25 protein-coding genes are annotated in these 26,777 nt (G+C 72.6%); 17 read left to right on the top strand and 8 right to left on the bottom strand.

The annotated features are described in order from the left end of the window. Positions 1–20: 20 nt before the first annotated feature. Genes A7B18_RS02605 through A7B18_RS21805 form a run of 3 tightly spaced genes read left to right on the top strand, consistent with a single transcriptional unit; the run spans position 21 to position 3,959 of the window. Positions 21–515, top strand: a complete 495-nt coding sequence (locus A7B18_RS02605) for a hypothetical protein (RefSeq protein WP_146009435.1) — start codon at positions 21–23, stop codon at positions 513–515. 23 nt (positions 516–538) lie between these two features. Next, the gene (locus A7B18_RS02600; protein ID WP_102125103.1) at positions 539–1,342 is read left to right on the top strand and encodes a hypothetical protein; all 804 of its coding nucleotides are present in this window, start codon (positions 539–541) and stop codon (positions 1,340–1,342) included. A gap of 31 nt (positions 1,343–1,373) precedes the next feature. Then, positions 1,374–3,959 (top strand): carboxypeptidase regulatory-like domain-containing protein, encoded by a 2,586-nt coding sequence (locus A7B18_RS21805; protein WP_102125102.1) that lies wholly within the window; start codon positions 1,374–1,376, stop codon positions 3,957–3,959. Between the two features lie 67 nt (positions 3,960–4,026). Here A7B18_RS21805 and A7B18_RS02590 read toward each other — a convergent pair whose 3' ends face one another. Beyond that, positions 4,027–5,100: a PhoH family protein gene (locus A7B18_RS02590; protein WP_102125101.1), complete on the bottom strand. Its 1,074-nt coding sequence runs from the start codon at positions 5,098–5,100 to the stop codon at positions 4,027–4,029. Positions 5,101–5,324: 224 nt separating this feature from the next. On the opposite strand from A7B18_RS02590, the gene aroE reads away from it, so the two are divergent. The 4 genes from aroE (at position 5,325) to A7B18_RS02570 (ending at position 11,102) form a co-directional block, all read left to right on the top strand. Beyond that, positions 5,325–6,143, top strand: a complete 819-nt coding sequence (gene aroE / locus A7B18_RS02585) for a shikimate dehydrogenase (protein WP_245872714.1) — start codon at positions 5,325–5,327, stop codon at positions 6,141–6,143. Continuing rightward, positions 6,140–9,409, top strand: a complete 3,270-nt coding sequence (locus A7B18_RS02580) for a PAS domain S-box protein (protein WP_180969988.1) — start codon at positions 6,140–6,142, stop codon at positions 9,407–9,409. Before aroE ends, A7B18_RS02580 begins: the two co-directional genes overlap by 4 nt. Beyond that, positions 9,406–10,641 (top strand): ATP-binding response regulator, encoded by a 1,236-nt coding sequence (locus A7B18_RS02575; RefSeq protein ID WP_180969987.1) that lies wholly within the window; start codon positions 9,406–9,408, stop codon positions 10,639–10,641. The genes A7B18_RS02580 and A7B18_RS02575 overlap by 4 nt, the downstream gene beginning before the upstream one ends. Before the next feature lie 62 nt (positions 10,642–10,703). Further along, complete coding sequence (locus A7B18_RS02570) at positions 10,704–11,102, top strand: OsmC family protein (RefSeq protein ID WP_180969992.1); 399 nt, start codon at positions 10,704–10,706, stop codon at positions 11,100–11,102. Between the two features lie 363 nt (positions 11,103–11,465). Here the strand turns inward: A7B18_RS02570 and A7B18_RS02565 are convergent, their stop codons facing one another. From A7B18_RS02565 to deoC, 5 genes are read right to left on the bottom strand one after another with little or no spacing between them, the layout of a single operon-like run. After that, positions 11,466–13,529, bottom strand: a complete 2,064-nt coding sequence (locus A7B18_RS02565; RefSeq protein ID WP_102125098.1) for a peptidoglycan D,D-transpeptidase FtsI family protein — start codon at positions 13,527–13,529, stop codon at positions 11,466–11,468. Continuing rightward, positions 13,526–14,074 (bottom strand): Rod shape-determining protein MreD, encoded by a 549-nt coding sequence (locus A7B18_RS02560; RefSeq protein WP_245872713.1) that lies wholly within the window; start codon positions 14,072–14,074, stop codon positions 13,526–13,528. The genes A7B18_RS02565 and A7B18_RS02560 overlap by 4 nt, the downstream gene beginning before the upstream one ends. Continuing rightward, positions 14,071–14,853 carry a rod shape-determining protein MreC gene (gene mreC / locus A7B18_RS02555; RefSeq protein ID WP_102125097.1) on the bottom strand — a complete coding sequence of 261 codons (783 nt, stop codon included), beginning with the start codon at positions 14,851–14,853 and terminating at the stop codon, positions 14,071–14,073. Before mreC ends, A7B18_RS02560 begins: the two co-directional genes overlap by 4 nt. Beyond that, positions 14,850–15,458 carry a Maf family nucleotide pyrophosphatase gene (locus A7B18_RS02550; protein WP_245872712.1) on the bottom strand — a complete coding sequence of 203 codons (609 nt, stop codon included), beginning with the start codon at positions 15,456–15,458 and terminating at the stop codon, positions 14,850–14,852. Before A7B18_RS02550 ends, mreC begins: the two co-directional genes overlap by 4 nt. A gap of 1 nt (position 15,459) precedes the next feature. Further along, positions 15,460–16,122 carry a deoxyribose-phosphate aldolase gene (gene deoC, locus A7B18_RS02545; protein WP_102125096.1) on the bottom strand — a complete coding sequence of 221 codons (663 nt, stop codon included), beginning with the start codon at positions 16,120–16,122 and terminating at the stop codon, positions 15,460–15,462. Between the two features lie 87 nt (positions 16,123–16,209). On the opposite strand from deoC, the gene prxQ reads away from it, so the two are divergent. The 3 genes from prxQ to A7B18_RS02530 are packed head-to-tail and all read left to right on the top strand — an operon-like array spanning position 16,210 to position 18,348. Next, positions 16,210–16,704, top strand: coding sequence for a thioredoxin-dependent peroxiredoxin PrxQ (prxQ, locus tag A7B18_RS02540; RefSeq protein WP_102125153.1), 495 nt, complete (start codon positions 16,210–16,212; stop codon positions 16,702–16,704). After that, positions 16,697–17,383, top strand: coding sequence for a ribose 5-phosphate isomerase A (gene rpiA, locus A7B18_RS02535; RefSeq protein WP_102125095.1), 687 nt, complete (start codon positions 16,697–16,699; stop codon positions 17,381–17,383). The genes prxQ and rpiA overlap by 8 nt, the downstream gene beginning before the upstream one ends. Beyond that, positions 17,380–18,348, top strand: coding sequence for a PIG-L deacetylase family protein (locus A7B18_RS02530; protein WP_219722085.1), 969 nt, complete (start codon positions 17,380–17,382; stop codon positions 18,346–18,348). The genes rpiA and A7B18_RS02530 overlap by 4 nt, the downstream gene beginning before the upstream one ends. Positions 18,349–18,666: 318 nt before the next feature. Here the strand turns inward: A7B18_RS02530 and A7B18_RS02525 are convergent, their stop codons facing one another. Beyond that, positions 18,667–20,745: a thioredoxin domain-containing protein gene (locus A7B18_RS02525; RefSeq protein ID WP_102125094.1), complete on the bottom strand. Its 2,079-nt coding sequence runs from the start codon at positions 20,743–20,745 to the stop codon at positions 18,667–18,669. Positions 20,746–20,855: 110 nt separating this feature from the next. On the opposite strand from A7B18_RS02525, the gene A7B18_RS02520 reads away from it, so the two are divergent. Further along, a complete protein-coding gene (locus A7B18_RS02520; protein WP_102125093.1) occupies positions 20,856–21,764 on the top strand; it encodes a transglutaminase-like domain-containing protein in 909 nt (302 codons plus the stop codon). 19 nt (positions 21,765–21,783) lie between these two features. Here the strand turns inward: A7B18_RS02520 and A7B18_RS02515 are convergent, their stop codons facing one another. Continuing rightward, entirely contained in the window at positions 21,784–22,992 is a 1,209-nt protein-coding gene (locus A7B18_RS02515; protein WP_102125092.1) for a cysteine desulfurase-like protein, read from the bottom strand. Positions 22,993–23,216: 224 nt separating this feature from the next. Between A7B18_RS02515 and ybeY the strand changes: the two genes are divergently transcribed. The 6 genes from ybeY to A7B18_RS02485 all read left to right on the top strand — a co-directional run bounded on the left by ybeY (position 23,217) and on the right by A7B18_RS02485 (position 26,759). Further along, complete coding sequence (gene ybeY, locus A7B18_RS02510; protein WP_180969986.1) at positions 23,217–23,684, top strand: rRNA maturation RNase YbeY; 468 nt, start codon at positions 23,217–23,219, stop codon at positions 23,682–23,684. After that, positions 23,681–24,058 carry a diacylglycerol kinase gene (locus A7B18_RS02505; protein WP_102125091.1) on the top strand — a complete coding sequence of 126 codons (378 nt, stop codon included), beginning with the start codon at positions 23,681–23,683 and terminating at the stop codon, positions 24,056–24,058. The genes ybeY and A7B18_RS02505 overlap by 4 nt, the downstream gene beginning before the upstream one ends. Positions 24,059–24,296: 238 nt before the next feature. Continuing rightward, a complete protein-coding gene (locus tag A7B18_RS02500; protein ID WP_102125090.1) occupies positions 24,297–25,643 on the top strand; it encodes a hemolysin family protein in 1,347 nt (448 codons plus the stop codon). Further along, positions 25,636–26,070, top strand: a complete 435-nt coding sequence (gene cdd, locus A7B18_RS02495; RefSeq protein WP_102125089.1) for a cytidine deaminase — start codon at positions 25,636–25,638, stop codon at positions 26,068–26,070. Before A7B18_RS02500 ends, cdd begins: the two co-directional genes overlap by 8 nt. A gap of 12 nt (positions 26,071–26,082) precedes the next feature. Beyond that, a complete protein-coding gene (locus A7B18_RS02490; protein WP_102125088.1) occupies positions 26,083–26,346 on the top strand; it encodes an AbrB/MazE/SpoVT family DNA-binding domain-containing protein in 264 nt (87 codons plus the stop codon). Continuing rightward, positions 26,343–26,759 carry a type II toxin-antitoxin system VapC family toxin gene (locus tag A7B18_RS02485; RefSeq protein WP_102125087.1) on the top strand — a complete coding sequence of 139 codons (417 nt, stop codon included), beginning with the start codon at positions 26,343–26,345 and terminating at the stop codon, positions 26,757–26,759. Before A7B18_RS02490 ends, A7B18_RS02485 begins: the two co-directional genes overlap by 4 nt. Positions 26,760–26,777: the final 18 nt, after the last annotated feature.

Raw genomic sequence — 26,777 nt, 5'->3', positions numbered from 1 at the left:
GCAAGCCGTCCCTCCGCTCCTTGCCCCGCCGTCTCCTCGCCGGGGCGGCTCCCCTGCTGCTGGGCACGGCCCTCGCCGCCCCCCCCAGCGTGACGCTGCTCTCTGCCCCCACGCCCTTCACGGTCACCTCCTCGACCGTGCAGGCGGGGGCTCAGCTCACGGTGCTCGACGGCGGCACCTTCGACGTGCTCCTTGACCCGGGCCGGTGCGGCTCGACGACCTACGCGGTCAGCGTCTCGCGCAGCAACCTGAACTGGCCCCCCGGGCTCACGCTGCTGGTGCGTGCCGAGGGGCTGGCCCCCGACGCGGGCTGCAAGACGCCCCCGCCCGCCCTGGGTCCCTGGGCGACCTACAGCGCCGTGCCCGCCGGGGCGAGCCTGAACACGCTCATCGTCGGCGGGCCGGTGCGCGCGACGCGGCGCTACCGCCTCGACTTCACGGGGCTGCCCAACCCCCTGGCGACCGCGCCGGGCGTCTACACCACCGCCGTCACGTACACGATCACGGCCCCCTGACCCCTCCCGGAGGACCCCTGCCCATGCGCCTGCTGCTCTCCTGCCTCACCGCCCTGCTCGCCCTCGCCCCCGCCGCCGGGGCGCGGGTGAACGTGCAAAGTTCGCTCTCCGAGTCCTACGTCATCGCCCCCGGCCAGACCGTGCAGGGCAAGCTGATCCTCGGCAACGAGGACACGGTTCCCGCGAAGGCGCGGCTCTACCTCACCGACTACTTCTTCCAGGCGGGCGGCGAGGTGAAGTTCGGCACGCCGGGGGGCCTGCCGCGCTCGAACGCGGGCTGGGTGAGCCTGCCGGGCGAGGTCGTGACCGTGCCGCCGGGAGGACAGCTCGAGGTGCCCTACACGATCAAGGTGCCGGGCACCCTGCCCCTGCCGGGCAGCTACTGGAGCGTCCTGATGGTCGAGCCGCTCGAGGAGGACGACCCCCTGGCGGGAGCGAAGCCCCAGGCCGGGCTGAGCATCCGCCAGGTCGTGCGCTACGGGGTGCAGCTCATCACCGAGCTGGGGAGCGGGGGCCGCGCGGCGGTGGCCTTCGGGCAGCCCGACTTGCGCCGGGGCGACGACGGGCGCTTCGGGCTGGCGGTCAACCTCGCCAACGACGGCGAGCGCGCGGTGCGGCCCAAGGTGTACGCAGAGGTCTACGACGAGGCGGGCGCCCTGCTGGGGCGCGTGGACGGGACCGACACCCGGCTCTACCCCGGCACGAGCACCCGCCAGCGCTTCGCCTTCCCCACCCTGCCCGCCGGACGCTACCAGGTCGTCGTGATGGCGGACGGGGGCGGCCAGGACGTGTTCGCGGTGCGCTACAACTTCGACGTTCCCAAGTAACGCGGGGAGGAGCCAGGGTGAGGAGGGCGGCTTGAGGACGGGGCGGGGCAGGGGGCGCAGGGGGCCCGCCGCGCCGACCGCGTGGTGGCTGCTCGCGCTCGGGCTCGCCTGCCTGGGGGGAGGGGGGGCCGCGCCCTTCGAGATTTACCCCCGCGCGGCGGTGCAGGACCCGGCGCGCAAGACGATCACCCTGGGCTACCGGGTGCGCAACGTGGGCTCGGGGCGCGGGGAGTTCACGCCGCAGGTCACCCTGCCCGCCGGGTGGCGGCTGCTGTTGCCGCCGGGGCCACTGACCCTCGCGCCCGGGGAGGAGGGCGGGGGACTCGTCGTCCTCCTCCCCGACGAGCGGGCGGGGGCGGGCGAGTACGTGGTCACGCTCGCGGACGGGGAGGGCCGCGTCACCCGGGCCCCGGTGAACGTCGCCCCCCAGCCCCGGCTGAGCGCGGCGGTGGCGGACTCGCCCTCCGTGGTCGTGGGCGAGCCCTACACCGCGCGCTTCACGGTGGTGAACACCGGGAACGTCGCGCAGGAGGTCACCTTCACGGCCACGAACAGCGGCGCCCTGCCCGTGGAGGTGACGCCGGGCCGCGCCTCACTCGGTCCCGGGGAGCGGGCCGAGGTCGCGGTGCGGGTCCTCGTGCCGCCGGACCTCGCCGCGTCGCAGACGGTATACACGCAGCTTCTCGCGCGCGGGCGCTCGGACGCGGGCGCGAGCGGGGCGACGGAGGTGCTGCCCGGGCGGGTGCCCCTCTCCGCCACCCACGTCACCCTGCCGCTCACCCTGAGCGCGGAGGCGGACGGGCTCGGCGTCTCCTGGCGGGTCGCCGGGCAGACGCGCCTGCCGGGGGGCGAGCGGGTGACCCTCGACCTGGGGAGCGTCAGCCCCCTCGTCTCGCTGGAACGCGGCCCCCTGACCCTCTCGGCGGGACGGCAGTGGTACGGGCAGACCCCGCCCGGGGAGGACGCCCCGGCGCCCGGAGTGCGCGTTCTGTACCGCCGGGGCGGTTGGGCCGCCGAGGGCGAGGTCTACCGGGCGGACCGTGAGACGGAGGCGGCCCCGGGGCCCCTCGCCTTCGGGGTGGGGGTGGGGTGGACGCCCGTCCCCGGCGCGGCCCTGGCGCTCGACCTGCGGCGCGAGGGGGACGTCTTGCGCTGGGCCGGACACGCGGGGGCGCAGGGGGCCCCGGGTGAGGTCACGGCGGCGGGCACCCTGGAGCGCCGCTGGTGGTGGCAGGCGGCGGCGGACGCGCGGGGCAGCTTCCCGGGCGGGTGGCGGGCGGGGGCGAGCGCCGCCTTCGGGGTGCGCGGGGCGCAGGCGCTCCTCGCCTTCGGGCGCGAGGTGCAGGGAGACGCGGACGCGTGGCGGCTGAGCGCGGGCGGGTCGTGGGCGGGGCCCGCCGTCACCCTGGGGGTGCGCGCCGCCGTGGGCCGGAGCCTGAAGGAGACGGCCCCCGAGGCGGAACTCGGCGCCTCGCTCGGCCACGGCGGGGAGTGGGGGTACGCCTCGCTGAACTACGCCTACCGCAGCGCCCCCGGGGAGGACGACCCCAGACGGCACCGCGCCCAGCTCCTCGCCGAGACGTTCTCGCCCCTGCACACCACCCACGAACTCGTCCTCGACGCCGACCCCGGCGCCCGGCTGGGGTACGCGGGGACCGTCGCCCTGCCGACGGAGGTGGGCACCTTCCAGGCCGCCGCCCACGCGACCTACGACTTCGGGGCGCGGGCGGGCACCCTGGGCGGCGGCCTGGCCTGGGAGGCCACCTGGCAGGGCGTGACGACCCTGGGGCTGGGCGTGGACACGGACGACGCCCGGGGCGGGGTGTGGCACCTCCAGGCGAGCGCGGCCCGCGTCTGGCCGGGGGGCGGGCGGCTGAGCGGCGCCGCCGGGGTGCGGCTCGGGGGGGGTGAGGCACCCGCGACCACCTTCAAGCTCGGCGTGAGCTGGCCGCTGGAGGTGCCCCTAGCCGCGCGGCGCGACGTGGGTTCGCTCTCGGGCCGGGTGACCGACGAGGCGGGCGCCCCCGTCGCGGGGCTGCTGCTGCGGCTCGGCGCGCTCGCCACCCGCACCGACGAGCGGGGCCTGTACACCTTCGCCGCCGTGCCGCCGGGCGCCCACTACCTCACCGCCGACGCCGCCGGGCTGGGGACGGCGCGGATCGCCCTGCCCGCCCTGCCCGCCCGGGTGGAGGTGAGGGCCGCCGCCGCGTCCACCCGCGACCTGCGCCTCGTGCGCCCCGCCGCGGTGGTGGGCCGCGTGCGCGTAGAGGGCGGGGGCCCGCGCTTCGGCGCCTCCGCCGGGTCGAACCTCACGGGCGGCCTCCTGCTCGAACTGCGCGGCGAGGGCGGCGAGGTCTTGCGCACGCTGACGGACGAGCGCGGAGACTTCGCCTTTCCGGGCCTCGCCCCCGGGGGCTGGACGCTCGGCCTCGCCGACGGGCCGCTGGGCCGGGACGCCCCGCGCCTCGGGGGGTACGCCCCACCGGGGGCCGCCGCCCTGACCCTCGCCAGCGGTGAGCGCGTAACCACGACCCTTTCCCTCGTCCCGCGCTCCCGGAGGGTCAGCGTTCAGGACGGCGGCAGCCTCACCCCGTCACCGGAGCCCGCGCCGAAGTAGGGCCCACACAGGGCGGGGGGGCGGGCACCCCTTCCCGGAAGCGCCCACCCCCCCCCCGCGTCCACCCTCACTCCCGCGCGTCGAGGGTCTCCTCGGACACGCTGGCGAGTTCGCCCCGGCGCGCGCCCCGCTTGTCCTGCTCGGCGTCCTCGGCCTTCTCGTAGGCCTTGATGATCCGGCCCACCAGGGGATGACGCACCACGTCCACGTCGGTGAACTCGTGCCAGGCGATGCCCTCGATGCTGCCCAGCACCCGCTTGGCGACCGCCAGCCCGCTCGTGATATGGCGCGGCAGGTCGATCTGGGTCACGTCGCCCGTCACCACGACCCGGGAGGAAAAGCCCATGCGGGTGAGGAACATCTTCATCTGCTCGCCGGTGGTGTTCTGCGCCTCGTCGAGGATGATGAAGGCGTCGTTAAGGGTCCTTCCCCGCATAAACGCCAGCGGCGCCACCTCGATCACCCCGCTCGTGAGGTACGACTCGAACTTCTCCTGGTCGAGCATGTCGTACAGGGCGTCGTACAGCGGGCGCAGGTAGGGGTCGATCTTGGCCTGGAGGTCGCCGGGCAAAAACCCCAGCCGCTCGCCCGCCTCGACCGCCGGGCGGGTCAGGATGATGCGCTTGACTTTCTTGCCCTTGAGGGCCTGCACCGCCATCGCCACCGCGAGGTAGGTCTTGCCCGTTCCGGCGGGGCCGACCCCGAAGGTGATGTCGCTCTTCTCGATCTTGTCGAGGTACACCTTCTGGCCGGGGGTCTTGGGCTTGAGGCCGCGCGGCAGGCTCAGGCCCGACACCTGCGTCTCCTGGGCGAGGCTGCGGCCCTCGCCGCTGAGGCGCGCGGAGCGCAGCAGGCTCTCGGGGGTGAGTTCGCCGCCCGATCTCACGACGTCGAGGGCGCCCTGGACCATGCGCTCGGCGGCCTGCACGTCGGCGCTCTCCCCGGTGATGGTGACGGTCTCCCCCCGCGCGATGATCCTCGCAGGAGTCAGCTCGCGCATCCGGCGCAAGTTCGCGTCCCCGGCGCCCAGCAGCGCGAAGGCCTCACGCTGGTTGGCGAGGTGCAGGGTCGCGGACGCGCCGCCCGTCTCGTTCGGGGTGCCGGGGGTGGGGGTGGGCTGGCCTGGGGTGCGGTCGCTCAACGTGGCTCCTGTCTTTGTGGCGTGCGGCAAAGCGCACTCTCCCCCCAGCGTCTTCGTCGGGGGGAGTCGGGAAACGTGGGATCATTTCGGACGCCCGCATTGTCCGGCGCCCGGGCAGAGGCTGACGTGTGGCGACCCACAATCCACCCGCGACCTGAGCGAAAGCTCAACCTGCCCCCTTCCCGCCTCGCCGGGCTCAGAAACCGGGCGCTAGACTACCGGGCGTGAGTTCCCCCGACGTCCTGCGCGCCTTCTTGTACGCCGACCCGGCGGCGCATTCCTTATCACCCGCCATGCACCGCGCCGCCTTCCGGCACGCAGGGCTGAGGGGCGAGTACACGGCGCTGCGGGTGCCCGCCGGGGAACTCGGGGAGGCGCTGGAGCGGCTGCGTGAACCCGGCGTTCTGGGAGCGAACCTCAGCCTCCCGCACAAGGAGACGGCGCTGCCGTTTCTGGACGACCTGTCGGGGGCGGCGCGAATGGTCGGGGCCGTGAACACGGTGGTCAACCGGGAGGGGCGGCTCGTCGGGGAGAACACGGACGCGCCGGGGTTGGGCGCGGCGCTGGAGGCAGCGGGAGCGCCTTCAGGGGGCGTCGTCGTGGTCCTCGGGGCAGGCGGGGCGGCGCGGGCCGCCGTCTGGGCGCTGCGGTTGCGCGGGGACAACGTGCGGGTGGTGAACCGGACGTTCGAGAAGGCCCAGACGCTCGCCGCCGAGTTGGGGGGCCTCGCCCAGTTCCGCGAGGAAGTGCTGTGGGGGGAGGTCTCCCTCCTCGTCAATGCCTCCAGCGCCGGGCTCGATGCTCCCGACGAGACGCCGCTCCCGGGCTTCGACTTCACCTCCCTCGCCCCGGGGGCCCTCGTCTACGACATGGTGTACAAGCCGCGCGAGACCCGCCTGCTGCGCGAGGCCCGCGCCGCCGGGGTGCGGGCCGAAAATGGCCTGTCCATGCTCGCCCACCAGGCGCGGCTGGCCTTCCTGGCGTGGACGGGGGCGGACGTCTCAGCCTCCGTCTTCCTGGGGGCGCTGGAGGTCGCGCGTTGACGCGGCTCCTCGGGGGGCTGCCGCGCCAGCGCAGCATTCCGCTCGCGGTGCTCGTGCTCGTGCTGCTGCTCACGGTGGCGGCGTCGGCGCTGCTCAACCGCTTCGTGCTCGACCAGCAGCAGGCGCGCTTCGAGCGTGAGGCGGGGGCGTACACCTTCGGGCTGCGCGACCGCCTGAGCGACTACGAGAACTTGCTGCGCGCCACGCGGTCGTTCTGGCTGGTGGAGGGCCCGGATGGACCCAGCCCGGCGCAGTTCGGGGCGTACGTGGGCACCCTGGGGCTGGGGGGCCGCTACCCGGGGGTGCAGGCGGTGGGCTTCGTCCGCTGGACGGTGAACCAGAGCGGGGACGTGTCGACCCCCATCGCGCTGATCTCGCCCCTGAACGCCACCAACCGCCGGGCGCTTGGCTTCGACATGATGACCGAGCCCCGGCGCCGCGCGGCGATCTTGCGGGCACGCGAGCGGGGCGCGGTGCAGACCACCCGGCCCCTCGACCTGGTGCAGACCGACGCCTCGGGGCGGCCCCTGCCGGGGCTGCTGCTGCTGCTGCCGGTCGAGCAGGGCAGCGACCTGCGCGGCTTCGTGTACCTCGCCGTCCGCACCGACGAGTTTCTCCAGGGGGTGATCCCCCCGGGCGAGGCGGGCGCCCTGAGCGTGCGCCCGCTGCTCGACGGCACGCCCCTGCGCGGCCTGCCCCCCACCCTGGCGGGGCCGGTCGGCTTCCGCGACGTCTCGCGGCTGGAGGTGGCGGGCGCGACCTGGGAGCTGCGCTTCGCCGCGCCCTTCAGCTTCGGGCGGGACGCGGCGTCGGGCGTGCCCGTGGGGGTGCTCGTCGCGGGGCTCCTCGTGGCGGGGCTGGCCTTTCTCCTCACCCAGGCGCAGGTGCACGCCCGCGAGCGCGCGGAGGTGGCGAGCCGACGCCTCGCCCAGTCGCAGGAGCGGCTGGAGCGGTCGCGCGCCGAGTTCGAGGCGATCTTCCAGGCGATGCAGGACGCGGCGGCCTTCACCGACTCCGGGGGACGTATCCGGCTCGTCAACCCGGCCCTCGCGCGGCAGTTCGGGTACGTGCCGGACGATCTGGCGGGAGAACCCCTCGCCCGGCTGCACCTCGACCCCCGGCTGGAGGAGCGGCGCACCTTCCACGGGGTCACCACCCCCTACCGCCGCTCGGACGGGAGCGTCTTTTCCGGCGAGACCGGGCGCAGCGAGGTCGTCGGCCCGGGGGGCGAGGTGCTCGGCCTCCTGGAGGTCGTGCGCGACGTGACCGAGCGCCTGGAGGCCGAGCGGGCCCTCCAGGCCGGGGAGCGGCGCTACCGGGGGGTGCTCGACGCCATTCCCCACATCCTGTGGGTGAGCGACCCGCGCGGAGAGACGACCTACGTCAACGCCCAGCACCGCGAGCGGCTGGGGGGTGACCCCGTGCGCGCGCGCGTGCCCCCGGAAGACCGCCCCGCCTACGCCCGGCTGTGGGAGGAGGCGCAGGGGGGCGAGACGCGCACCCAGGCGGAGGTGCGGCTCGCACTCGCGGGCACCCACCGCTGGTTCGTGCTGCGGGTCTCCCCGGTGCGGGGCCGCCAGGGCGAGGTCACCGAGTGGGTGGCCTCGGCGACCGACATCCACGACCGGGTGAGCGCCGAGCGGCTCGCCCAGCGCAACGAGGAACGCTCGCGCGGGGTGCTCGAGGGGCTGCCGCAGATCGTGTGGCTCACCGACCCCGCGGGACAACCCACCTACTTCAACCGCCGCTGGGCGGAGTACGTGGGCCCGGCGCGCGCGGGAGACGGCTTCCTGACCCTGCTGCACCCGGGAGACCGCGCCGAGTACCAGGCCCGCTGGGGGGCGGCGGTGCGCGCCGGGCGCCCCTTCGAGGCCGAGCACCGCCTGCTGGGCCAGGAGGGCCGCTACCGCACCTTCGTCACCCGCGGCCTCCCGGTGCGGGACGCGGGCGGCGGGATCATCGAGTGGGTGGGCACGAGCACCGACGTGGACGACCAGGTGCACGCGGAAGCCGCCGCCCGGCTCCTCGCCGACGTGTCCGAGCGGCTCTCGGCGCGGGCGGAGGACCCGCTGGGGGCGAGGTCCGAGCACTACCGCGCGGCGCTCGACCGCATCACCCTGCAACTCGCCGAGAGCGCGGCGCTGTGGGGCTCGCCGCCGGGGGGCCGCACCCTCGCCACCTCGCGGGTGGGGCAGGCGTGGACCCGGCCCGAGGTGCAGGAGGCCCTGGGCGAATTGATCGCGGAGGCGGCGCAGGACGGCGAGGAGCGCCTGCTGCGCTCGCACCCCCTCCTCCACGACGTCGGCGCGAGCGGGGCCGGGCTCTACCCCCTGATCGGGCGCGACGGCTCGGTGCGCGGGGTGCTGGGGCTGACCTTCCGGCAAGAACCCCTCGACCGCGACCACGACCTCGCCTTAGAGCTCGCCAAACGCTTTGCCACCGCCCTCGACAACGACGCCCTGCGCGCCCAGGCGGAGGCCGCCCGCGCCGACCTGGAAGCCCTCAACCTCTCGCTGGAGGAGCGGGTGCGGCAGCGGACCCTGGAACTTCAGGAGGCCAACCGCGAGCTGGAGGCCTTTTCCTACTCGGTCTCGCACGACCTGCGCACGCCGCTGCGGCACATCGTGGGCTTCGGGGACCTGCTGCGCAAGGAGGTGGGAGAAGGCCTCTCGCCCAAGGGGGAGCGCTACCTCGGCGTGATCACCGACGCGGCGGCGCGGATGAGCCGCCTGATCGACGACCTGCTCGCCTTCTCGCGCATGGGGCGCCAGGAGCTGCGCCGGGGACCCGTGGACCTGAATGCGGTCCTCGCCGAGGTCTGGGCGGGGCTGGAGCCCGACCGCTCGGGGCGCGAGGTCTCGGCCCGCTTCGCGCCGCTGCCCACCGTGCAGGGGGACGGGGCGCTGCTCGCGCAGGTCTTTTCCAACCTGCTCGGCAACGCGCTGAAGTACACCCGCACCCGCGAGCGGGCGTTGGTCGAGGTGTCGAGCGAGGTGCAGGGCCGCGAACTCACCGTGACGGTGCGGGACAACGGGGTGGGCTTCGACCCCCGCTACACGGATAAACTGTTCGGCGTGTTCCAACGCCTGCACCGCGCCGAGGAGTTCGAGGGGACCGGCATCGGCCTCGCCAACGTCCGCCGCATCGTCACCCGCCACGGGGGCCGGGTCCGCGCCGAAGGGCAGCCCGGCGAGGGCGCGGCCTTCCACGTCACCCTCCCGCTGGAGGCCCCCGCCCCGGCGCCCGAACTGGAGCGCACCCCATGACGGCGCCCGACCGCTCGCTGCCCACCCCCGGCCAGCCGCTGAGAATCCTGCACCTGGAAGACAACGAACTCGACCACGAACTTGTGATCTTGCACCTGGAGGGCGACCTCCCCTGGCCGGTGGAGGTCGAGCGCGCCGAGGACGAGCCGGGCTTCTTGGAGGCGCTGCGCGGTCACCGCCCGCACCTCGTGCTCAGCGACTACGCCCTGCCGAGTTACGACGGCCTCTCGGCCTTCCACGCCACGCACGCCTTCGATCCGCACCTGCCCTTCATCATCGTGACGGGCGCGATGGGGGAAGAGGTCGCGGTGGACACCCTGCGGCAGGGGGTCACCGACTACATCCTCAAGCAGCGGCTCGAACGCCTCGCCCCGAGCGTGAAGCGCGCCATCGCCGAGGCCGACGCCCGCGAGCGCAGAGAGCGGGCCGAGCAGGAGGTCCGCGAACTCAACCTCTCCTTGCAGGCGCGGCTGGAGGAGGTCGAGCGGCTGCGCCGGATCGCCGAGGCCCAGCGCCAGCGGCTGGAGGTGCAAGCCCGGCAACTGGAAGAGGCCCTCAACCTCCAGAAGACCTTCCTCGCGGAGACGAGCCACGAGTTGCGCACACCGCTCACCGCGCTGCTGGGATATCTCCGCCGCGCCGAGCGTGAGGCCGGGGGCAGTCAGACCCTCCAGGACGCCCAGCGGGTCGCCGAGAACATGACCCGGCTGGTGAACGACCTGCTGCAACTCTCGCGCGGGGAACTCGTGCAGGGGATCGAGATGCACTTCATCAACGTGGGTAACCTCGTGCGGCAGGTCGGGCGCGACTACGGGGTCAAGGCCCAGGCCCCCGACGTGGAGATCATCGGCGACCCCGGGCGCCTGACGCAGGTCTTCGTGAACCTCGTGAGCAACGCGATCCGGGTCTGCGGAAGCCCGGGCCTCGTCCAGATCGACGCGGACGTGCGGGGGGGCCACGTCGAGATCTGCGTGGTGGACCACGGGCCCGGCATCCCCGACCACATCAAGCCGCGCATCTTCGACAAGTTCTACCGCGGCAAGGAGGCGGGCTCGGCGGGGCTCGGGCTCACCATCGCCCAGCAGGTCACCCACGCGCACGGCGGCAGCATCGACGTGCTCGACACGCCGGGCGGGGGCGCCACCTTCCGCGTCAACCTCCCCCTCCCCGACGAGGACGAGGACGACGTGGACGACCTCCAGACCGTCGGGACGGGCGACCTGCGGGCCTGAGGGTGGGCGGGGGGAGGGCGGCACCCCCCCGCTCGCGCTACCCTGCCCGTATGGCCGACCTTCTGAAAAAGACCATGCACGTCACCTGGCTCGGCGAGCAGCGCTACGTCGGCGTCAGCGAGAGCGGGCACCAGCTCCTGATCGACAACAGCCCCGTCAAGGTGGGCGTCTCGCCGATGGAGGCCCTGCTTGGCGCCCTCGCCACCTGCACCGCCTACGACGTGGTGGAGGTGATGAAGAAAAAGCGCGTCCCCCTGACGAGCTACCGCATCGAGGTGGAGGGCGAGCGGGCCGAGACCCACCCGAGGCGCTACACCCGCATCACCGTGCGCCACATCGCCAGCGGCGAGGGCCTGACCGAGGACGCGCTGAGCCGCGCCGCGCACCTCAGCCACGAGAAATACTGCTCGGTGGCGGCGAGCCTGAACAGCGAGATCATGCTGGAGACGCGGGTGGAGTAGGGCAGGGGGTGAGGGATGGAGGCGGGGTTGGCTGTGGGCTGCCTCGCCCGTTTGTTGGAGACTTTTTGTTTCCTGTGGTTCGGGGAGGGATTGGGCGGTTGCCCCCCCTCCCGGCCTCTCGCGGTGCGAGCTGTGCCAGTCCCCCACAAGGGGGGAGGAGGAATAGAAAGCCCCAGCGCCTCTAGCCTGCTATCAGGAAAGCTGGAAAAGCTCGCCTCTTCCGGGCCACGGTAAGGGCGCTTTCTTTTCGGTCGACGTGCAGGTGACACACCCCCTCACGCCCTATGTTTTTAGCTCCTCCCCCCTTGTGGGGGAGGCTGGGAGGGGGGTAGCCGCCCAACGCCTCCCAGCCCCCTCTCCGCCCTACTCTTCCTCCGCCGCCGCCTTCGCCTTCTGCGCCGCCTCCCGCTGGGCCCGAACCTTGTAGACCTTGTGCATCTGGTCCAGCTCGCCCATGCAGGGCTGCTGGGCGTCCAGCGGCAGGGCACTCCCCCGCTCGTCCAGCGTGACGCACCAGCGCGCGGCGAACATCTTCTTGGCGGCCTTGAGCGCCGGGCCCGAACCCTCCCCGCCGTTCTGGAAAAAGGTGACGACGGCGAAGTTGGGGTTTTCCAGCGGCCCGTAGCCCTCGTACCAGGCGTGGGTGTAGGCGTAGTTGTAGCGGCGCGACAGACCGTTTTCCGCCGTGCCCGTCTTGCCGCCGGTGCGGACCGGGAAGAGCTGGGGGCCGACCTCGTGGCGGGCGGTGCCCGTGCGGATGCTCGTCACCCAGGACATGCCCTCCTTGACGAACTCGAAAATCTCGGTGTTGCCGTTCTTCACCACGCTGACGGCGGGCTTGCGGGCGACGGGCTCGTCTCCGACCGCCTTGAGGACGGTGAGGGGCCGCTTCATCCCGTCGTTGATGATGGTGGACATCACCGAGACGAGCTGGGCGGGCGTGACGAGCACGTCCCCCTGGCCGATGCTCATGTTCAGGCCCGAGCCCTCGTACCAGGGGTGCTCGTTGCTGGTGTAGTCGTCCCGGTCGGGCACGTCGCCCAGCTTCTCGCCGACGAGTTCGAGGCCCGTGGGCGAGCGGAAGCCGAGTTCGGTGGCGCGCGCCTTGAGCTGCCGGGAGTACCCGGTCGGGCCCGCCTTCACCGCCGAGGTGTAAAACCACGGGTTGCAGGAAAAGGCGATGGCCTTGCGCCCGTCCACCGGGCCCAGGCTGTAGGAGGCCCAGTTGCGGAAGGCCGCCCGCCCGAAGTAGTAGACCGGGGCGCAGCCCGTCGTGAAGTTGCCCCACTTCTCGACGAAGGCGATGGTCGAGGTGAGTTTGAAGACGCTCCCGGGGTTGTACGCCTGCACCACCCGGTTGCTCGTCACGGCGTCGAGGGCGGCGTCCTTGCGGTTGGGATCGACCGCCCAGCGTTTCGCCACCGGGTCGGGGCCGGGCACCCGCGAGAACCAGTTGGGGTCGAAGGTGGGGCTGCTCGCCATCGCCAGCACCTCGTTCGTGCGCGGGTCGATGGCGATGACGGCCCCGCGCGCGTAGGGATCGGGGCGGCCCCCGTGCGCGGCGCGGCCCCGGTTCACGTCGGCGAGCCCCTCGCGCAGCACCCGTTCGGCGGCCCGCTGGAGGGTGCTGTCGATGGTGAGGGTGAGGTCTTGGCCCTGACGCCCCGGGTCGATCACCCGCTCGGTAAGGGGGCGCCCGTTCGCGGTCACCTCGCGGCGGCGCAGGCCGTTCACGCCCGCCAGGACCGATTGCTGGCTGTACTCCAGCCCGGAGACGCCCACCATGTCGCCGACCGTGTAGCCCTCCTCCTCGACCTGGCGCCGGTTCGCCTCCAGCACGTAGCCCAGGAGGTGCGCGGCCATCTTGCCCTCGGGGTAGACGCGTTCGACGCGCTCGCGCAGCTCCAGGCTGGGGATGAGGACCGTGTACTCGTACAGGGCGGCGAGGCGGTCTTGCGGCACGTTGCGGGCGAGGACGGTCTCGGTCTCCTTCTCGGGATCGGGCTCGCGCGGCTGCCCGTTCACGAGGTCGCCCGGCTTGACCCCGGCGAGGGCCTGAATCCGGTCCCAGGCGGGGATGGCCTGGGCGGGGTCCCCGGGGTCGCGCCTGCCGGTGTACACCAGATCGACGGCGAGGCGGTTGGTGGCGAGGAGCACGCCGTCGCGCGTGCGGATCTCGCCGCGCAGGGCGCGCACCACCTCGTCGCGCTGGAAGTTGCTCGCCGACTGCACCGCGAACTCGTCGTGCCGCGTGACCTGAAGCTGAAAGAGCCGCCCGCCGAGCACCGCGAGCCCCAGGCTGAAGCCCAGCGCGATCAGCCGGACGGGAAGCGCCCCGGCGGCGGAGTGCTCGCCCGCCCGCCTGCGCCCGCCCGCCCTTCTGCGCAGCCGCGAGCGGCGGTCGAAGCTGTCCCCGGCCCGGCTCACCCGAGCCCCCGCTGCGACCCGGCGCGCGGGCCGAGAGCCCAGTTCACCACGCGCTCCCACAGGGGGGAGGCGAGCAGGGTCGTCAGGAAGGCGAGGGGCACGGTACGAACCAGTGTATCGGTCGTCACGAGGTCCGATCTGAGCCAGTACGTCAGGAACAGGAAGGCGAGCCACTGCCCCGCCGTGGCCGCGAGCACCGTCACCACCGCCTGGATCACCCCCGAGTCCACCACCAGGCGCCGGACCATCAGCACGAGGAGCACCCCGCCCGCCACCCCCGCCGCGTGCAGGCCCAGCGCCCCACCGCCGAGCACGTCCTGGGCGAGCCCCACCCCGTACGCCCCCAGGAGCGCCGCCGCGGGCCGCAGCCGCCACACCAGCGCCACGCCGGTGAGCAGGAAGAGGTTGGGCGGCGGCACGGGCGAGCCGTCGAGCAGCCGGGAGAGGACGCCCTGCACCGTGATCAGAATGAGGGCGTAGAGGACGTACAGCACCGGGCGCCCCGGGGTGCCGACGGCGAGCGCGGGCAGACGGAGGCGCGTCACAGCCCCTCCAGCAGGGTCACGTCCTCCACGGCACCCACGTCTACGGCGGGCTTGACGACGACCGTGCGGTTCACGTCGTTGGGCCCGAGCGGCAGCACCCGCTCGACGGTGCCCACCCGGATGCCGACCGGGTACACGCCGCCCAGGCTGCTCGTGACGAGCACGTCCCCCGGCCTCACGGGCACGCTGCGCGAGAACTGCGCGCGCAACCTATCGGGCGGCAACCCCACGGCGAGGCCGCGCCCGCCCCGGTTTCCTTCCAGGGTGACGCCGACGCTGCTCTCGGGGTCCACCAGGCCGATCACCGTCGCCCGGCGCCCGCTGACGCCCACGACCTGCCCGACGAGCCCGGCGGGAACGATCACGGGCATCCGCACCCGCACCCCGTCCCCGCTCCCGCGGTTGAGGGTCAGCCGGGCGAGCAGCGGGCTGGGGTCCACGGCGACGACCTGCGCGAGGCCGACCGCGTTGGGCGCCAGGGTCGAGCGAATCTGCACGACCTGCCGCAGCCGGGCGACCTCGCGGGCGAGGAGTTCGTTGCGCTGGGCCAGCGCGTCGTTCTGGCGGCGCAGGGACTGGACCTCCCCCGCCAGATTGCGTTCCTGCACCACGTTCGTGTAGGCCCGCCGCACGTTGTCGGTGGCGGCGAGCGCGACGCGGGTGACGGGGGCGGTCGCCGCACTCAGCGCCGTCGGCGCGACGACCTGAAAGCGGGTGGCGACCATGCTCACGAGCAGGAGCGCCGCGTACAGCAGCAGCAGTTCCCGGAAGCTCCTCACGGCGCCCCGCGCACCTCTCTGACCCCGGCGGCCTCGCCCCACACGGGCACGCCCGCCCCGCGCAGCAGCCCCACCACCAGCCCGAGCGGAAAGCCCACCACGTTCGAGTAGTCCCCGTCGATCCGCGCCACGAGCGCCATCCCGACCCCCTGGATGCCGTACCCGCCCGCCTTGTCGAGCCCCTCCCCGGTGCGGGCGTAGTGAAAGACCTCCCCGTCCGTCAGCTCCCGGAAGGTCACGTCCGTGCGCTCGACCCCGCCCGCCGTCCCACCCGGGAAGGCGACCGTGACCCCGGTGTAGACCTGATGGGGACGCCCCGAGAGCCGCCGGAGGAAGGCCCGGTTCTCCGCCTCGTCCACCGGCTTGCCAAGGAGGGCGCCGTCCGCCGCGACCACGGTATCGGCGGCGATCACGACCGCGCCGGGGTGCTCGCGCGAGACGGAGGCCGCCTTGAGCGCCGCGAGGTCCGCCGCCAGCCGGGCCGGGTCGGCCTCGGGGCTCTCCTCGTCCACGCCGCTCACGACGACCCGGAAGGTCACGCCGAGGTTCGAGAGGAGTTCGCGCCGCCGGGGGCTGCCGGAAGCGAGGATCACGTCGGGCGTCACGCTAGTACCCCGCCCCCGTCCGCTCGCCCGCCACCAGGGCCACCCCCCCCGAGGTGCCCAGCCGGGTCGCGCCCGCCTCGATCATCCGCCGGGCATCCTCGGGGGTCCTCACACCGCCCGCCGCCTTGATCGCCGCCCGGCCCGCGATCACCTCGGCCATCAGGCGCACGTCCTCCACGGTCGCCCCGCCGGTTCCGAAGCCCGTCGAGGTCTTCACGAAGTCGGCCCCGCCCAGGACCGCCGCCTCGGTCGCCGCGCGCTTTTGCTCGTCGTCCAGGTAGCACGTCTCGACGATCACCTTGAGCACGGAGTCGGGAATCGCCCGCCGCACCGCCCGCACGTCGGCCTCCACGGCGTCCCAGTCGCCCTCCAGCGCCGCGCCGATGTGGATCACCATGTCCACCTCGTCGGCACCCGCCTCGGCGCTCAGCCGGGCCTCGACCGCCTTCTGCCCGCTGAGGACCGCGCCCAGCGGGAAGCCGCACACCGTCGCCACCTTCACGCCCGAGCCCGCCAGCTCGGCGGCGGCCAGGGGCACGTAGACCGGATTGATGCAGACGGCGTAAAACCCATGCTCGCGTGCCTCGGCACACAGCAGGCGGATGTCGGCGGGTGTGGTGGTCGCCTTGAGCAGCGTGTGGTCGATGTAGGGGGCGAGCTTCACGCGCCCAGGATACGCGCTGGGAGCTAAGAAACGTAAACGGGACTTCACGTGGGGGACCCCCGCCCCGCCTTCCGTTACCCTCTGGGCATGACCCAGGCTGCCCCCACCCTTACCCCCGGCGAGCCCTTCCCCGATTTCGCTCTCCCCGACGCCGAGGGCCGCACCCACCGCCTCGCCGACTACTCGGGCCGCTACGTGGTGCTCTACGCCTACCCCAAGGACGACACCCCCGGCTGCACGAAGGAGGCGTGCGACTTCCGCGACAGCGCCCTGCTGAAAGCCCACGGCGCCGCCATCCTGGGCGTGAGCCGCGACGACGCGGAGAGCCACCGCGCCTTCGGGGAGAAGTACGGGCTGCCCTTCCCCCTGCTGACCGACGAGGACGCCGCCTTCCTGAGGACGGTGGGCGCCTACGGCCCGAAAAACGTCTTCGGCAAGGTCACCGAGGGCGTGCGGCGGGCCACCTTCCTGATCGGCCCGGACGGGCGGCTCGTGCAGGCGTGGCCCTCCGTGCAGGTCGAGGGGCACGCGGACGCGGTGGCCGCCGCCATCGACGCCGACCGGCAGGGGCGCGATGCCTGACCTGGAGGCCTTGAAAGAGCAGGCCGCCGTCCGCGCCGCCCAGCTCGTCGAGAGCGGGATGCGGGTCGGGCTGGGCACGGGCAGCACCGCGAAGTACGCGATCCAGGAGATCGGGCGGCGGCTCGCGGCGGGCGAGGTCGGGAACATCGTGGGCGTGGCGACGAGCGAGGCTTCGGAGGCGCTGGCCCGCGACCTCGGTCTCCCGGTCGAGCCCCTCGACCCCCGGCCCCTTGACCTCGCCATCGACGGGGCGGACGAGATCGACCCCGATCTCAACCTGATCAAGGGGCTGGGCGGGGCCCTCCTGCGCGAGAAGCTGACCGAGGTGCAGGCGCATAGATTGGTGATCATCGCCGACCACACCAAGGTCGTCTCGCGGCTGGGGGAGAAAGCCCCTCTTCCCGTCGAGATCGCGCGTTTCGGCTTCCTGTCCACCATCGAGCGGCTGCGGGCCCTGGGGCTGGGCGGGCGGCTGCGGCAACCCGGCGCCCAGCCTTACGTCACCGACAACGGCAACTACATCTTCGACGCGGCGCTGCCGCGGGATTTCGACCCCGCCACGCTGGAGCGGCAGATCAAGGGCACGCTGGGCGTCGTGGAGACGGGCTTTTTCCTGGGGATGGCGAAGCTGGCGTTCGTCGCCTCGCCGGAGGGGGTGCGGGAGGTGCGTGGGCGTTGAGCCGACTGCTGGGGAGGCCACGGCGCCGCCACCTCTGGGTGGGGGCCGTCCTCCTCGCGGCCCTGCTCGCCGCCTTCGCCATCAACTCGCCCGCCGCCCTCAGACTCCTCTACCCGCGCGCCGTCGCCGAGGTCGCCGCGCTGCCCCCCGCGCCCGGCTACCGCGCAGGCCAGCGGGTCCTGATGGTCAGCCCCCACCCCGACGACGAGTCGCTGTGCTGCGCGGGGAACATCCAGCACGCCCTCGCCGCCGGGGCCGAGGTCTACATCGTGTGGCTGACGAGCGGCGACGGCTTCGAGCTGGACGCCGCCCTCCTCGAACATACGCCCAGGCCGCGTGGCCGCGCCTCCGAGTCGCTCGGCGCCGTCCGCATCCGGGAAGCGACCCGCGCCGCCGCCGCGCTGGGGGTGCCCGCCAGCCACCTGTTTTTCCTGGGCTACCCGGACGGGGCCCTGTTGAGAATGCTGCGGGCCGACTCGGACACCCCCACCGCCTCCCCACACACCCGGGCGACCCGGGTCCCCTACCCCCAGGCCCTCTCGCCCGGCGCCCCCTACACCGCCGCCAGCCTGCGGCGCGACCTGAGCACGGTCCTGGGGCGGGTGCGGCCCGACGTGGTGCTGCTGCCCTCCACCCACGATTTCCACCACGACCACGTGGCGACCAGCCTCGTCACCGCCGACCTCCTGGCCCAGCGCGGCGAGACGGGCCGCGAACGCCTCTGGATCGTCCACGGCGGCGCCGAGTGGCCCGTCCCCAAGGGCCTGCACGCGGGCTTCCCCCTGTTGATCCCCCCCCGCGGACGCCACCTCGCCTGGACGCGCCTCGACCTCACCGCCGCCCAGCAGGACACCAAACTCCGCGCCCTCCAGGCCCACGCCAGCCAGATGGAGGTCATGCCCCGCTTTCTCAAAGCCTTCGTGCGAGAGAACGAACTGATCACGCTGCCGGAGGAGGGGAAGTAGAGGGAGGACGTTGGTCATGCCTCTTTTGCAAGCAGCTCGGCGAGTCAAGGGAGAGGGCTAAAAAGAGCGAAGGCTTTTGCGTTGTTCAAAGCGTCAATCCGGACGCCCGATGAGTGGCCGAGACTGGACGGTCCTGGCCCACGGCCCCGCCTTGCTCGCGCAGCGAGACGGTGGGCACGCCGATGGGACGCGACAAGATCAGACATTCCGCACAGTAAGACCCGACCACCCGCGCCGCCCGTTTGTCCTTGCCCAGCGCAGCGCCACTCCCCCAGCCCCCTCTGGGGGGAGGGGGCTGGGGGGTGGGGGCAAGCCGCATCAAGTCACCCTGCCCCCCTTCTCACCCCCCAACTGCCGAAGCTGCTCCTCCAGCCCCCCCGGGTCCTGCGTCGGCAGGTCACAAGCGCGCCCCACGCACACATACGCCGTCCCCCCCCCAGGCCGTCCCTCCAACACCGGCAACCCCTCCCCCCGCTCGGCAGGCGCCAAAGCCGCGAACGGCAGCGGATGCCGAGCGACCACCCGCTCCAGCGGCGCCCGCTCCTCCGCCGTCCCGATCAAGGCCACCTCGACGTGCGGCGCCTCCAGGAAGGCGGCGGCCTGCCAGAGCCCGCCGAAACCGCTCGCCGCCGCCAGCATGTCGCTCCGGTAGGTCAGCACCGCGCGCCGCGCCAGCCGCTCGGCCTCCTCGTCCCCGAAGTAGCGCCCCACCCACAGCCCCAGCAGGGCGGCGGCGGCGTTGTCGCTGAGGACGGCGGAGTCGAACCCCTGCGCCTGACGGGTAAGCAGCGCCTCGGCCCGGCCCCCGGTCGAGCGGAACAGGCCCGCCTCCTCGTCCCAGAAGTCGCGGCGGACAATTTCCCACAGCTCCCGCGCCCAGTTCAGGTGCGCGAGGTCGCCGCCCGCCTGGTACAGCGCGATGAGCCCCAGGCCATACAGCGCGTGATCCTCCAGCAACCCCTCGACCCGCGCCACGCCGTCCTTGAAGGTATGGAAGAGGGTCCCGTCTTCGAGCCGCAGCCTCTCCCGCACGAAGTCGGCGTTGCGGCGGGCGATCTCCAGGAAATGCCCCTCGCCCAGGATGCGCCCCGCGTCCGCGAAAGCGGCGAGCGCGAGGCCGTTCCACGAGGTGAGGACCTTGGTGTCGGTGCCAGGCTGGGGCCGGGCCTGCCGCGCGGCGAGGAGGCGGGCGCGGGCGGCGTCCAGGCGGGCGGTGAGCTGTTCTTCAGACTCCCCCAGGTCGCGGGCCAGGGCGGCAGGCGGTGTGGGCACGTGCAGCACGCTGCGCCGCCCGGCATCCGGACGGTGCGGGTCCTCGAAGTTGCCCTCCTCGGTCACGCCGTACACCCGCAGCACGAGGTCGGCCTCCGGCCCCTCGCTCAGCCCCCCCTCAGTCAACACAGCCCGAATCTCGGCGGGCGTCCAGGTGAAGGTCAGGCCCTCGACGCCCTGGGTGTCGGCGTCCTGGGCGGAGGAGAATCCGCCTTCGGGGGACAGCATCTCGCGCTCCAGATACGCCAGGGTCTCGCGGGCCAGGCGGGCGAACTCCCCGTCCCCGGTGGACTGGTAGGCGCGCAGCAGCGTGCGGGTGAGCTGCGCGTTGTCGTAGAGCATCTTCTCGAAGTGGGGCACCAGCCAGCGGTCGTCCACGGAATAGCGGTGAAAACCGCCGCCGAGCTGGTCGTAAATGCCGCCGCGCCCCATCATCCGCAGGGTGTGGAGGGCCATGTCGCGCCCGCCGGGTTGGGTCAGCAGGAAGTCGAGGGTCGTCGGCGCGGGGAACTTGGGCGCCCGCCCGAAGCCCCCCCGGTCGGCGTCGAACACGCGGCGCAGGTTCTCCACCCCCCGGCGCAGGAAGTCGGCGGGCAGCTCGGCCTCCCCCTGATCCGGGCGGGGACGGCTCGCCTCGCGGACGTGTTCGGTGAGCGCCTGGGCGTTGCCGACGATCTTTTCGCGGCCCTCCTGCCAGGTGTGGGCGACGCTGGCGAGGAGACGGGGGAAGCCCGGCATCCCGTAGCGGTCCGCGGGCGGGAAGTAGGTGCCCGCGTAGAAGGGCTCGCCGTCCGGCGTCAGGAAGACGGTCATCGGCCAGCCCCCCTGCCCGGTCATCAGTTGGGTGGCCGTCATGTACACCGCGTCCACGTCGGGGCGCTCCTCGCGGTCCACCTTGATGTTCACGAAGTGCTCGTTCATCAGGGCGGCGGTCCGGTCGTCCTCGAAGCTCTCGTGGGCCATCACGTGGCACCAGTGGCAGGTCGAGTAGCCGATGCTCAGCAAGACGGGCACGTCGCGCCGCCTCGCCTCGGCAAAGGCTTCCGGGCCCCACGGCCACCAGTCCACCGGATTCTCGGCGTGCTGGAGGAGGTACGGGCTGGACTCCCGGGCGAGGCGGTTCATGGGGGCAGGCTAGCGGGCCGGGGGCGGCGTGTGGCTGGCCCGAGTCTCAAGGGGCTGTGGAATAGACCACACATCCGGCTCATGTCCCCGGCACGGCACAATGTCCCCGTATGGCCCAGCTCGATGCCCAGAATGACCCTGCCACCGCCCCCATCGAGCAGCCTCTCCTGATCCGCGCCGGTTTTTCCCTGACGTTCGACGTGAAGTACCCCACGCCGATGCTCTTTGTGGTGCAGCCCCAGCACCGCCTGGGAGCGACGGGCACCCGCCAGCGCCTCCTGGGTGAGCGGCCCATCGGTGCGGCGCAGGATATCCACACCTACACCGACACGCACGGCAACCTGATCTGGCGCACGCTCGCCCAGCCCGGCGAGTTCGTGATCGGCCACGACCTGATCGCAGAGGTGACCCGCCGCCCCGACCCGGTGTTGCCTGCTCTGCGCAAGCACCTCGTCGAGGAGTTGCCCGACGAGACGATCACCTACCTGCTGCCGAGCCGCTACGTGGACAGCGACCTGATCAGCGGCGAGGCGTGGGAGAGGTTCGGGCACATCCAGGGCGGGTGGGCGCAGGTGCAGGCGATCAGCGACTTCTTGCAAGACGAGTGCGTGTACGGCTACGGCAGCAACTCGACCACCACCGCCAAGCAGGCCTTCGACAGCAAGCGCGCCGTGTGCCGCGACTTCGCCCACATGGGCGTGGCCTTTTGCCGGGCGCTGAACATCCCCGCCCGCTACGTGTGCGGCTACCTCCCCGACATCGACTTCGACTCGGGCGGCGTGCCGATGGACTTCCACGCCTGGTTCGAGGCCTTCCTGGACGGCGAGTGGCGCACCTTCGACGCCCGCCACAACCAGCCGCGCATCGGGCGGGTCCTGATCGCCCAGGGCCGCGACGCCAGCGACGTGGCCTTTACCACCACCTTCGGCAACGCCCGCCTCACCCGCATGCTGGTCTGGGCCGACGAGGCCCGCCCCGGCGAGACGCTCGACGACGAGCCCGCGCCGCGCGCCGGTTGAGAAGGCCAGGGCGCAGCCCTCAGCCCCCGCGTAACCCCGCCAGCAGCCGCTCCACGTCCTCCAGGCCCGTGTAGTGGGCGATGCTCGCCCGCACCACCCCCTCCGGGTAGAGGCCCAGGTCCCTCAGGGGCTGCACGGCGTAGAAGTGCCCCGCCGCCACGTCCACCCCCCGCCGGGTGAGGCGGTCGGCGGTGGCCTCCGGCGTCTCCCCGTCCACCCGGAAGGCGAAGGCCCCCAGTCGGCCCTCCATCGTCCGGGGGCCGTAGACCGTCACGCCAGGCATCTCCAGCAGGCCCGCGAGCAGCCGCCCCGCCACGGGCCGCTCCAGCTCCTCGATGCGGGCCGAGGCCGCCTCCAGCGCCGCGCGGGTCAGCGCCTCCCCCCCGCCGAGTTCGCGCAGGTAGTCGAGGGTGCCCAGCCACCCGGCGAGCAGCTCGAACTGCGGGGTGCCGTACTCCAGCCCGGTGATGTCGCCCTCCGGCACGAAGTTCAGGCGCGGCCAGGGCAGGCCGTCCCGCAACTCCGGGTTGACCCACAGCGCCCCCAGATGTGGCCCCCAGACCTTGTAGGGGCTGAAGGTCACGAAGTCCGCCCCCCACGCCCGCACGTCGGGGAAGCGGTGGGGGGCCGTGTGCACCGCGTCCACGACCGTCCACGCCCCCGCCGCCCGAGCCTGCGCCGCGACGGCGGGCACGTCCACGGCCACGCCGAGCACGTTGCTCGCCCCGGTGACCGCCACCAGCCGGGTGCGGGGGGAGAGCAGCGCGGCGAGGTCGCCTTGGTGCAGGCGCATCTCGGGTTGCCGGGCGTGCCACACCTTCACGGTCACGCCCACCCGTTCCAGCTCGCGCCAGGGGCTCGCGTTCGCCTCGTGCTCCAGGCCGCTGAGGATCACCTCGTCGCCGGGTCCCCACAGCCGGGCGAAGGCCGCCGAGAGCCGGAAGGCGAGGGCGGTCGCGCTGGGGCCGAGGGCCACGTCCTCGGGGTTCGCGTTCAGGAAGAGGGCAGTCCCCTCCCGGGCCCTCCTTCTCAGGGCCAGCACCTCGCGGCCCGGGGCGTGGCCCGGCAGGGCGTTCGTGGCGCCGTAGCGGGTCAGGTGATCCGTGATCGCCGCGATGGACCGGGTGGGCAGGAGTCCGCCCGCCGCGTTGTCGAGGTACGCGCGGCCCGAGGCGAGGGGCGGGAACTGTGCCCGGAGGGCCGCGAGGTCGGGAACGGTCAGGGTCATGGGGGGAGTGTATTGCTCGGCGGGGGCACCCTTCACGCCGGGGGACCGATCCACCGTCCAGCCGCCTGAGACACGGGAGGCCCTCGGAACAGGCACGCCACCCTCACCGCTCGCAAGCGGCGCGCCTCGCTCCCGCGCGCTGCCGGAGGGGGCCTCCGGCCCTCGGCCCGGCCCCCCTGCGCGGAGGACGACCCCCCGCTTCCGTCTGCATTACTCTGGTCCCCGTGATCGACCTCATCGCCCGCAAGACCCCGCCCGCCGGGCTGCGGCCCGCCCTGCGCGCCTCGCTCGCGGCGGCGATGCGGCATTTCGGGGTGGAGGACCGCGAGGTGACGGTCGTGCTCGTGGGTGACCGGGCGATCCAGGCCCTCAAGCGCGAGCACTGGGGCGAGGACGCGCCGACCGACGTGCTGAGCTTCCCCACCTGGGAGCCGGGCGACCCCTTCATGCCGCCGCACCTCGGGGACATCATCATCAGCCTGGACACGGCGGGGCGGCAGGCACAGGCGCGCGGGCACTCGCTCACGCGGGAAGTGGCGCTCCTCGCCAGCCACGGCCTGACCCACCTCGTCGGGTTTGATCACCCCCACGCGCAGGGCCTGGGCTTCGAGGAGGGGGCGACCGGGGAGGAGTGGCAGGTCTTCCACGACGCCTGGGAGGCCGCCCGGTCGGCCCTGCCCGCGGACGCGTGAGGCAAGGCGGCTCGGCCCTCTCGCTGCGGCGCTGGTGGCACTCGGCGGGCTTCGCGTGGGCGGGGGTCGTCCACAGCTACCGGGTGCAGGCCAACTTCCGCATCGAGGTCTGGGCGGGGATGCTGGCGGTCGGGCTCGCCGTGTTCCTGCACGCGCCTCTGGCCCCCATCCTGCTCGCGTGCGCGCTCGTCCTCAGCCTCGAACTCCTGAACACGGCGTTGGAGGCGGTCGTGGACCTCGCCAGCCCTGGCCTGCATCCCCTCGCCAAGGTCGCCAAGGACGCCGCGGCGGGCGCGGTGCTCGTGGCGAGCGGGGGGGCGCTGCTCGTCGGCGTGGCCGTCCTCGGGCCGCCGCTCCTGGCCCTGATTCGTTAGCCTGCCGGAGGGGGAGCAAGACGCATTCTGTCCCCGCCGAAGTGGTATACTCTCCTTTGCTTATGGAGCCTCCCAGTCCTGGCTCTGGTCTGACGCCCGGTGAACTCTGCCTGCGGGCGGCGTTTTTGCTGTGGCTCCCCCTACCGGCGACCGACGCCTCGGCCTTGCCCCATGAGGCAGGCGAGGTGGGCAGCTTGTGCCGCGCGGAACGCCGGGGCGCGATGGAGCGCGCCCATTCATGAATGATCTCCTCGGCATCGCCTTGCTGTTCGTTCTCGTGCTCGTGAACGGATTTTTCGTCGCGGCGGAGTTCGCGCTCGTCAGTGTTCGGCGCACCCGCATCGACCAGCTCGCCGACGAGGGCAACAAGACGGCCCGGGCGACCCAGCGCGCCCTGCAAAACCTCGACCTGTACATCGCCGCGACCCAGCTCGGGATCACGATGGCTTCCTTAGGCATCGGCTTCGTGGCCGAGCCCGCCATCGAGCACCTGATCCACCCGCTGCTCGGCGACACCACCCTCAGCGAGGGGCAGATCACGGCGATCTCGTTCGGCATCGCCTTCGCGGTAAGCACGGTCCTGCACATCGTCTTCGGGGAACTCGCACCCAAGAGCTGGGCCCTCCAGCGCAGCGAGCAGGTGTCCCTGTGGGTGACCCGGCCCCTGTTGATCTTCACGACGGTCTTCAAGTGGGCGATTCGGGGCCTGAACGCGATGGGCAACGGCGTGGTCCGCCTCTTCGGGCTGCGGGGCGTGGCCGGGCACCACACGGCCTACTCGGAAGAGGAAATCCGCATGATCGTCAGCGCGTCGAGCCAGGAGGGCGTGCTCGAAGACGACGAGAAAGAGCTCGTCTACAACGTCTTCGACCTCTCCGACACGACGGTGCGCGAGATCATGACCCCGCGCATCGACATGGTGGTCGTGGACGGGGCGAGCCCGCTGCGAAGGTTGCTGGAGGTGAACACCGAGCACGGCTACTCGCGCGTGCCCGTGTATCAGGACACCGCCGACAACATCGTCGGGATCGCGCACACCTCGGACATGCTGCGGCACCTGAACGAGCTCGACGAGACGACCATCGCCGACATCATGCGCCCGGTCTTTTTCGTTCCCGAGGGCATGAAGATCAAGGACCTCCTCACCAAGATGCGCGAGAAGAAGTCGCACCTGAGCATCGTGGTGGACGAGTTCGGCGGGACCTCGGGTTTGGTGACGCTGGAGGACGCCCTGGAGGAGATCGTCGGCGAGATCTACGACGAGACCGACGAGGACGAGGCGCCCCTGATCGAGGTGCTCGGCGAGGGGCTGTACCTGATGGACGCGAGCCTCACGGTCGGCGAGGTCGAGGAGCGGCTGGGCAGCAACCTGGAGGACGGCGACGGCGAGTACGACACCCTGTCGGGCTTCATGACGAGCCACTTCGGGGACATCCCGGAGGTGGGCCAGAACTTCGTCCACGAGGGCTGGAGCTTCACCGTCGAGGAGGCCGACCAGCGCCGTGTGGTGCGGGTGCGGGTCGAGCGCGCGCCGTACGTGGACGCCCTGGAGCCCCAGATGCAGGAGGAGAGTCTCCGTGAGTGACGGTCAACCGACCCCCGACCCGCAACTGCTGGAGGCGGCCCAGGCCGCGTTCCGGCAGGCCTACGCCCCCTACAGCCGGTTCCGGGTGGGCGCGGCGCTGCGGACGCCCGACGGACGGGTCTTTTTCGGTGCCAACGTCGAGAACGCCTCGTACGGCCTGGGCCGCTGCGCCGAGCAGAGCGCCGTGCAGGCGATGGCGACCGCCGGGGCGCGCGAGTTCACCGACCTCGTGGTGTACTCGGAGGCCCGCCCACCCGCCAGTCCGTGCGGGGCGTGCCGCCAGATTCTGTTCGAGTTCGCCCCGGATGCCCGCGTGGTGTGCGTCAACCAGCACGGCGAGGTGGTAATCGGCCTGGTCCGCGACTTCCTGCCGCACGGTTTCCGGCTGGAGCACAGAGACGACGGGCACGAGGTGGGGACGGAGTAGCTACACTGGGACATGACCGCCCACCTTCAGATGGATGAGCAGGGCCGGGTCCTGATTCCGCAGGAACTCCGGGAAGCGTTGGGCCTGCGCCCCGGTGAGACGCTGGACGCCGAGGTGGAGGGGGGGCGGCTGGTCTTGCGTCCCCAGGCTGCCGAGGCAGAATTGGTCGAGTTCGAGGGCCGTTTGGTCATCAAGACCGCGCAGCCGGTTAAGGCGGACACCGATTTCGTCGAGGAGATGCGCCAGCAGCGACTCAGGGACCTTCTCGACCTGTGATCACCGTCTTTGATACCAGTGCTATCGTTGCCGCCAACACCTTAACCCATGAGCAGTTCGGGTGGGCCTCCCAACAGCTTGCACGGGCAGAGCACCCCGCACTTTGTGCTCACAGCCTCGCGGAGTGTTACGCGATTATCACGGTCAGCCCGCAGATTCGCCTGCCACCGGTACAGGCTGTTCGCCTTCTGTCCACCCTCGAGCAGAGCTGGACCGTCCTTCCGCTGACCCCAGCCCATTACCTCCGCGCCGCCGAGCGATGCCGGGACCTGGCCTTGCAGGGCGGCGCCATCTATGACACCTTGCTCGCCGAAGCGGCCCTTGAGTCGGGTGCGACAGCCCTCGTTACCTTGAATCCCAGGCACTTCCGGCGACTTGGGGCAGATGTAGAGCGGCTGGTCGTCGCGCCCTGAAACGCCAAAGGGGGGAGA

Source organism: Deinococcus planocerae, assembly GCF_002869765.1.
Taxonomy (GTDB): Bacteria; Deinococcota; Deinococci; order Deinococcales; family Deinococcaceae; genus Deinococcus; species Deinococcus planocerae.
This window is presented reverse-complemented; position numbering and strand designations above follow the sequence as displayed.

What these genes read in the sequence shown, in the direction of transcription:
- A7B18_RS02600 (WP_102125103.1), top strand. Translation starts at nt 539, where the DNA reads ATGCGCCTGCTGCTCTCCTGCCTCACCGCCCTGCTCGCCCTCGCCCCC.
- A7B18_RS02575 (WP_180969987.1), top strand. Translation starts at nt 9,406, where the DNA reads ATGACGGCGCCCGACCGCTCGCTGCCCACCCCCGGCCAGCCGCTGAGA.
- prxQ (WP_102125153.1), top strand. Translation starts at nt 16,210, where the DNA reads ATGACCCAGGCTGCCCCCACCCTTACCCCCGGCGAGCCCTTCCCCGAT.
- rpiA (WP_102125095.1), top strand. Translation starts at nt 16,697, where the DNA reads ATGCCTGACCTGGAGGCCTTGAAAGAGCAGGCCGCCGTCCGCGCCGCC.
- A7B18_RS02525 (WP_102125094.1), bottom strand. Translation starts at nt 20,745, where the DNA reads ATGAACCGCCTCGCCCGGGAGTCCAGCCCGTACCTCCTCCAGCACGCC.
- A7B18_RS02520 (WP_102125093.1), top strand. Translation starts at nt 20,856, where the DNA reads ATGGCCCAGCTCGATGCCCAGAATGACCCTGCCACCGCCCCCATCGAG.
- A7B18_RS02515 (WP_102125092.1), bottom strand. Translation starts at nt 22,992, where the DNA reads ATGACCCTGACCGTTCCCGACCTCGCGGCCCTCCGGGCACAGTTCCCG.
- A7B18_RS02500 (WP_102125090.1), top strand. Translation starts at nt 24,297, where the DNA reads ATGAATGATCTCCTCGGCATCGCCTTGCTGTTCGTTCTCGTGCTCGTG.
- A7B18_RS02490 (WP_102125088.1), top strand. Translation starts at nt 26,083, where the DNA reads ATGACCGCCCACCTTCAGATGGATGAGCAGGGCCGGGTCCTGATTCCG.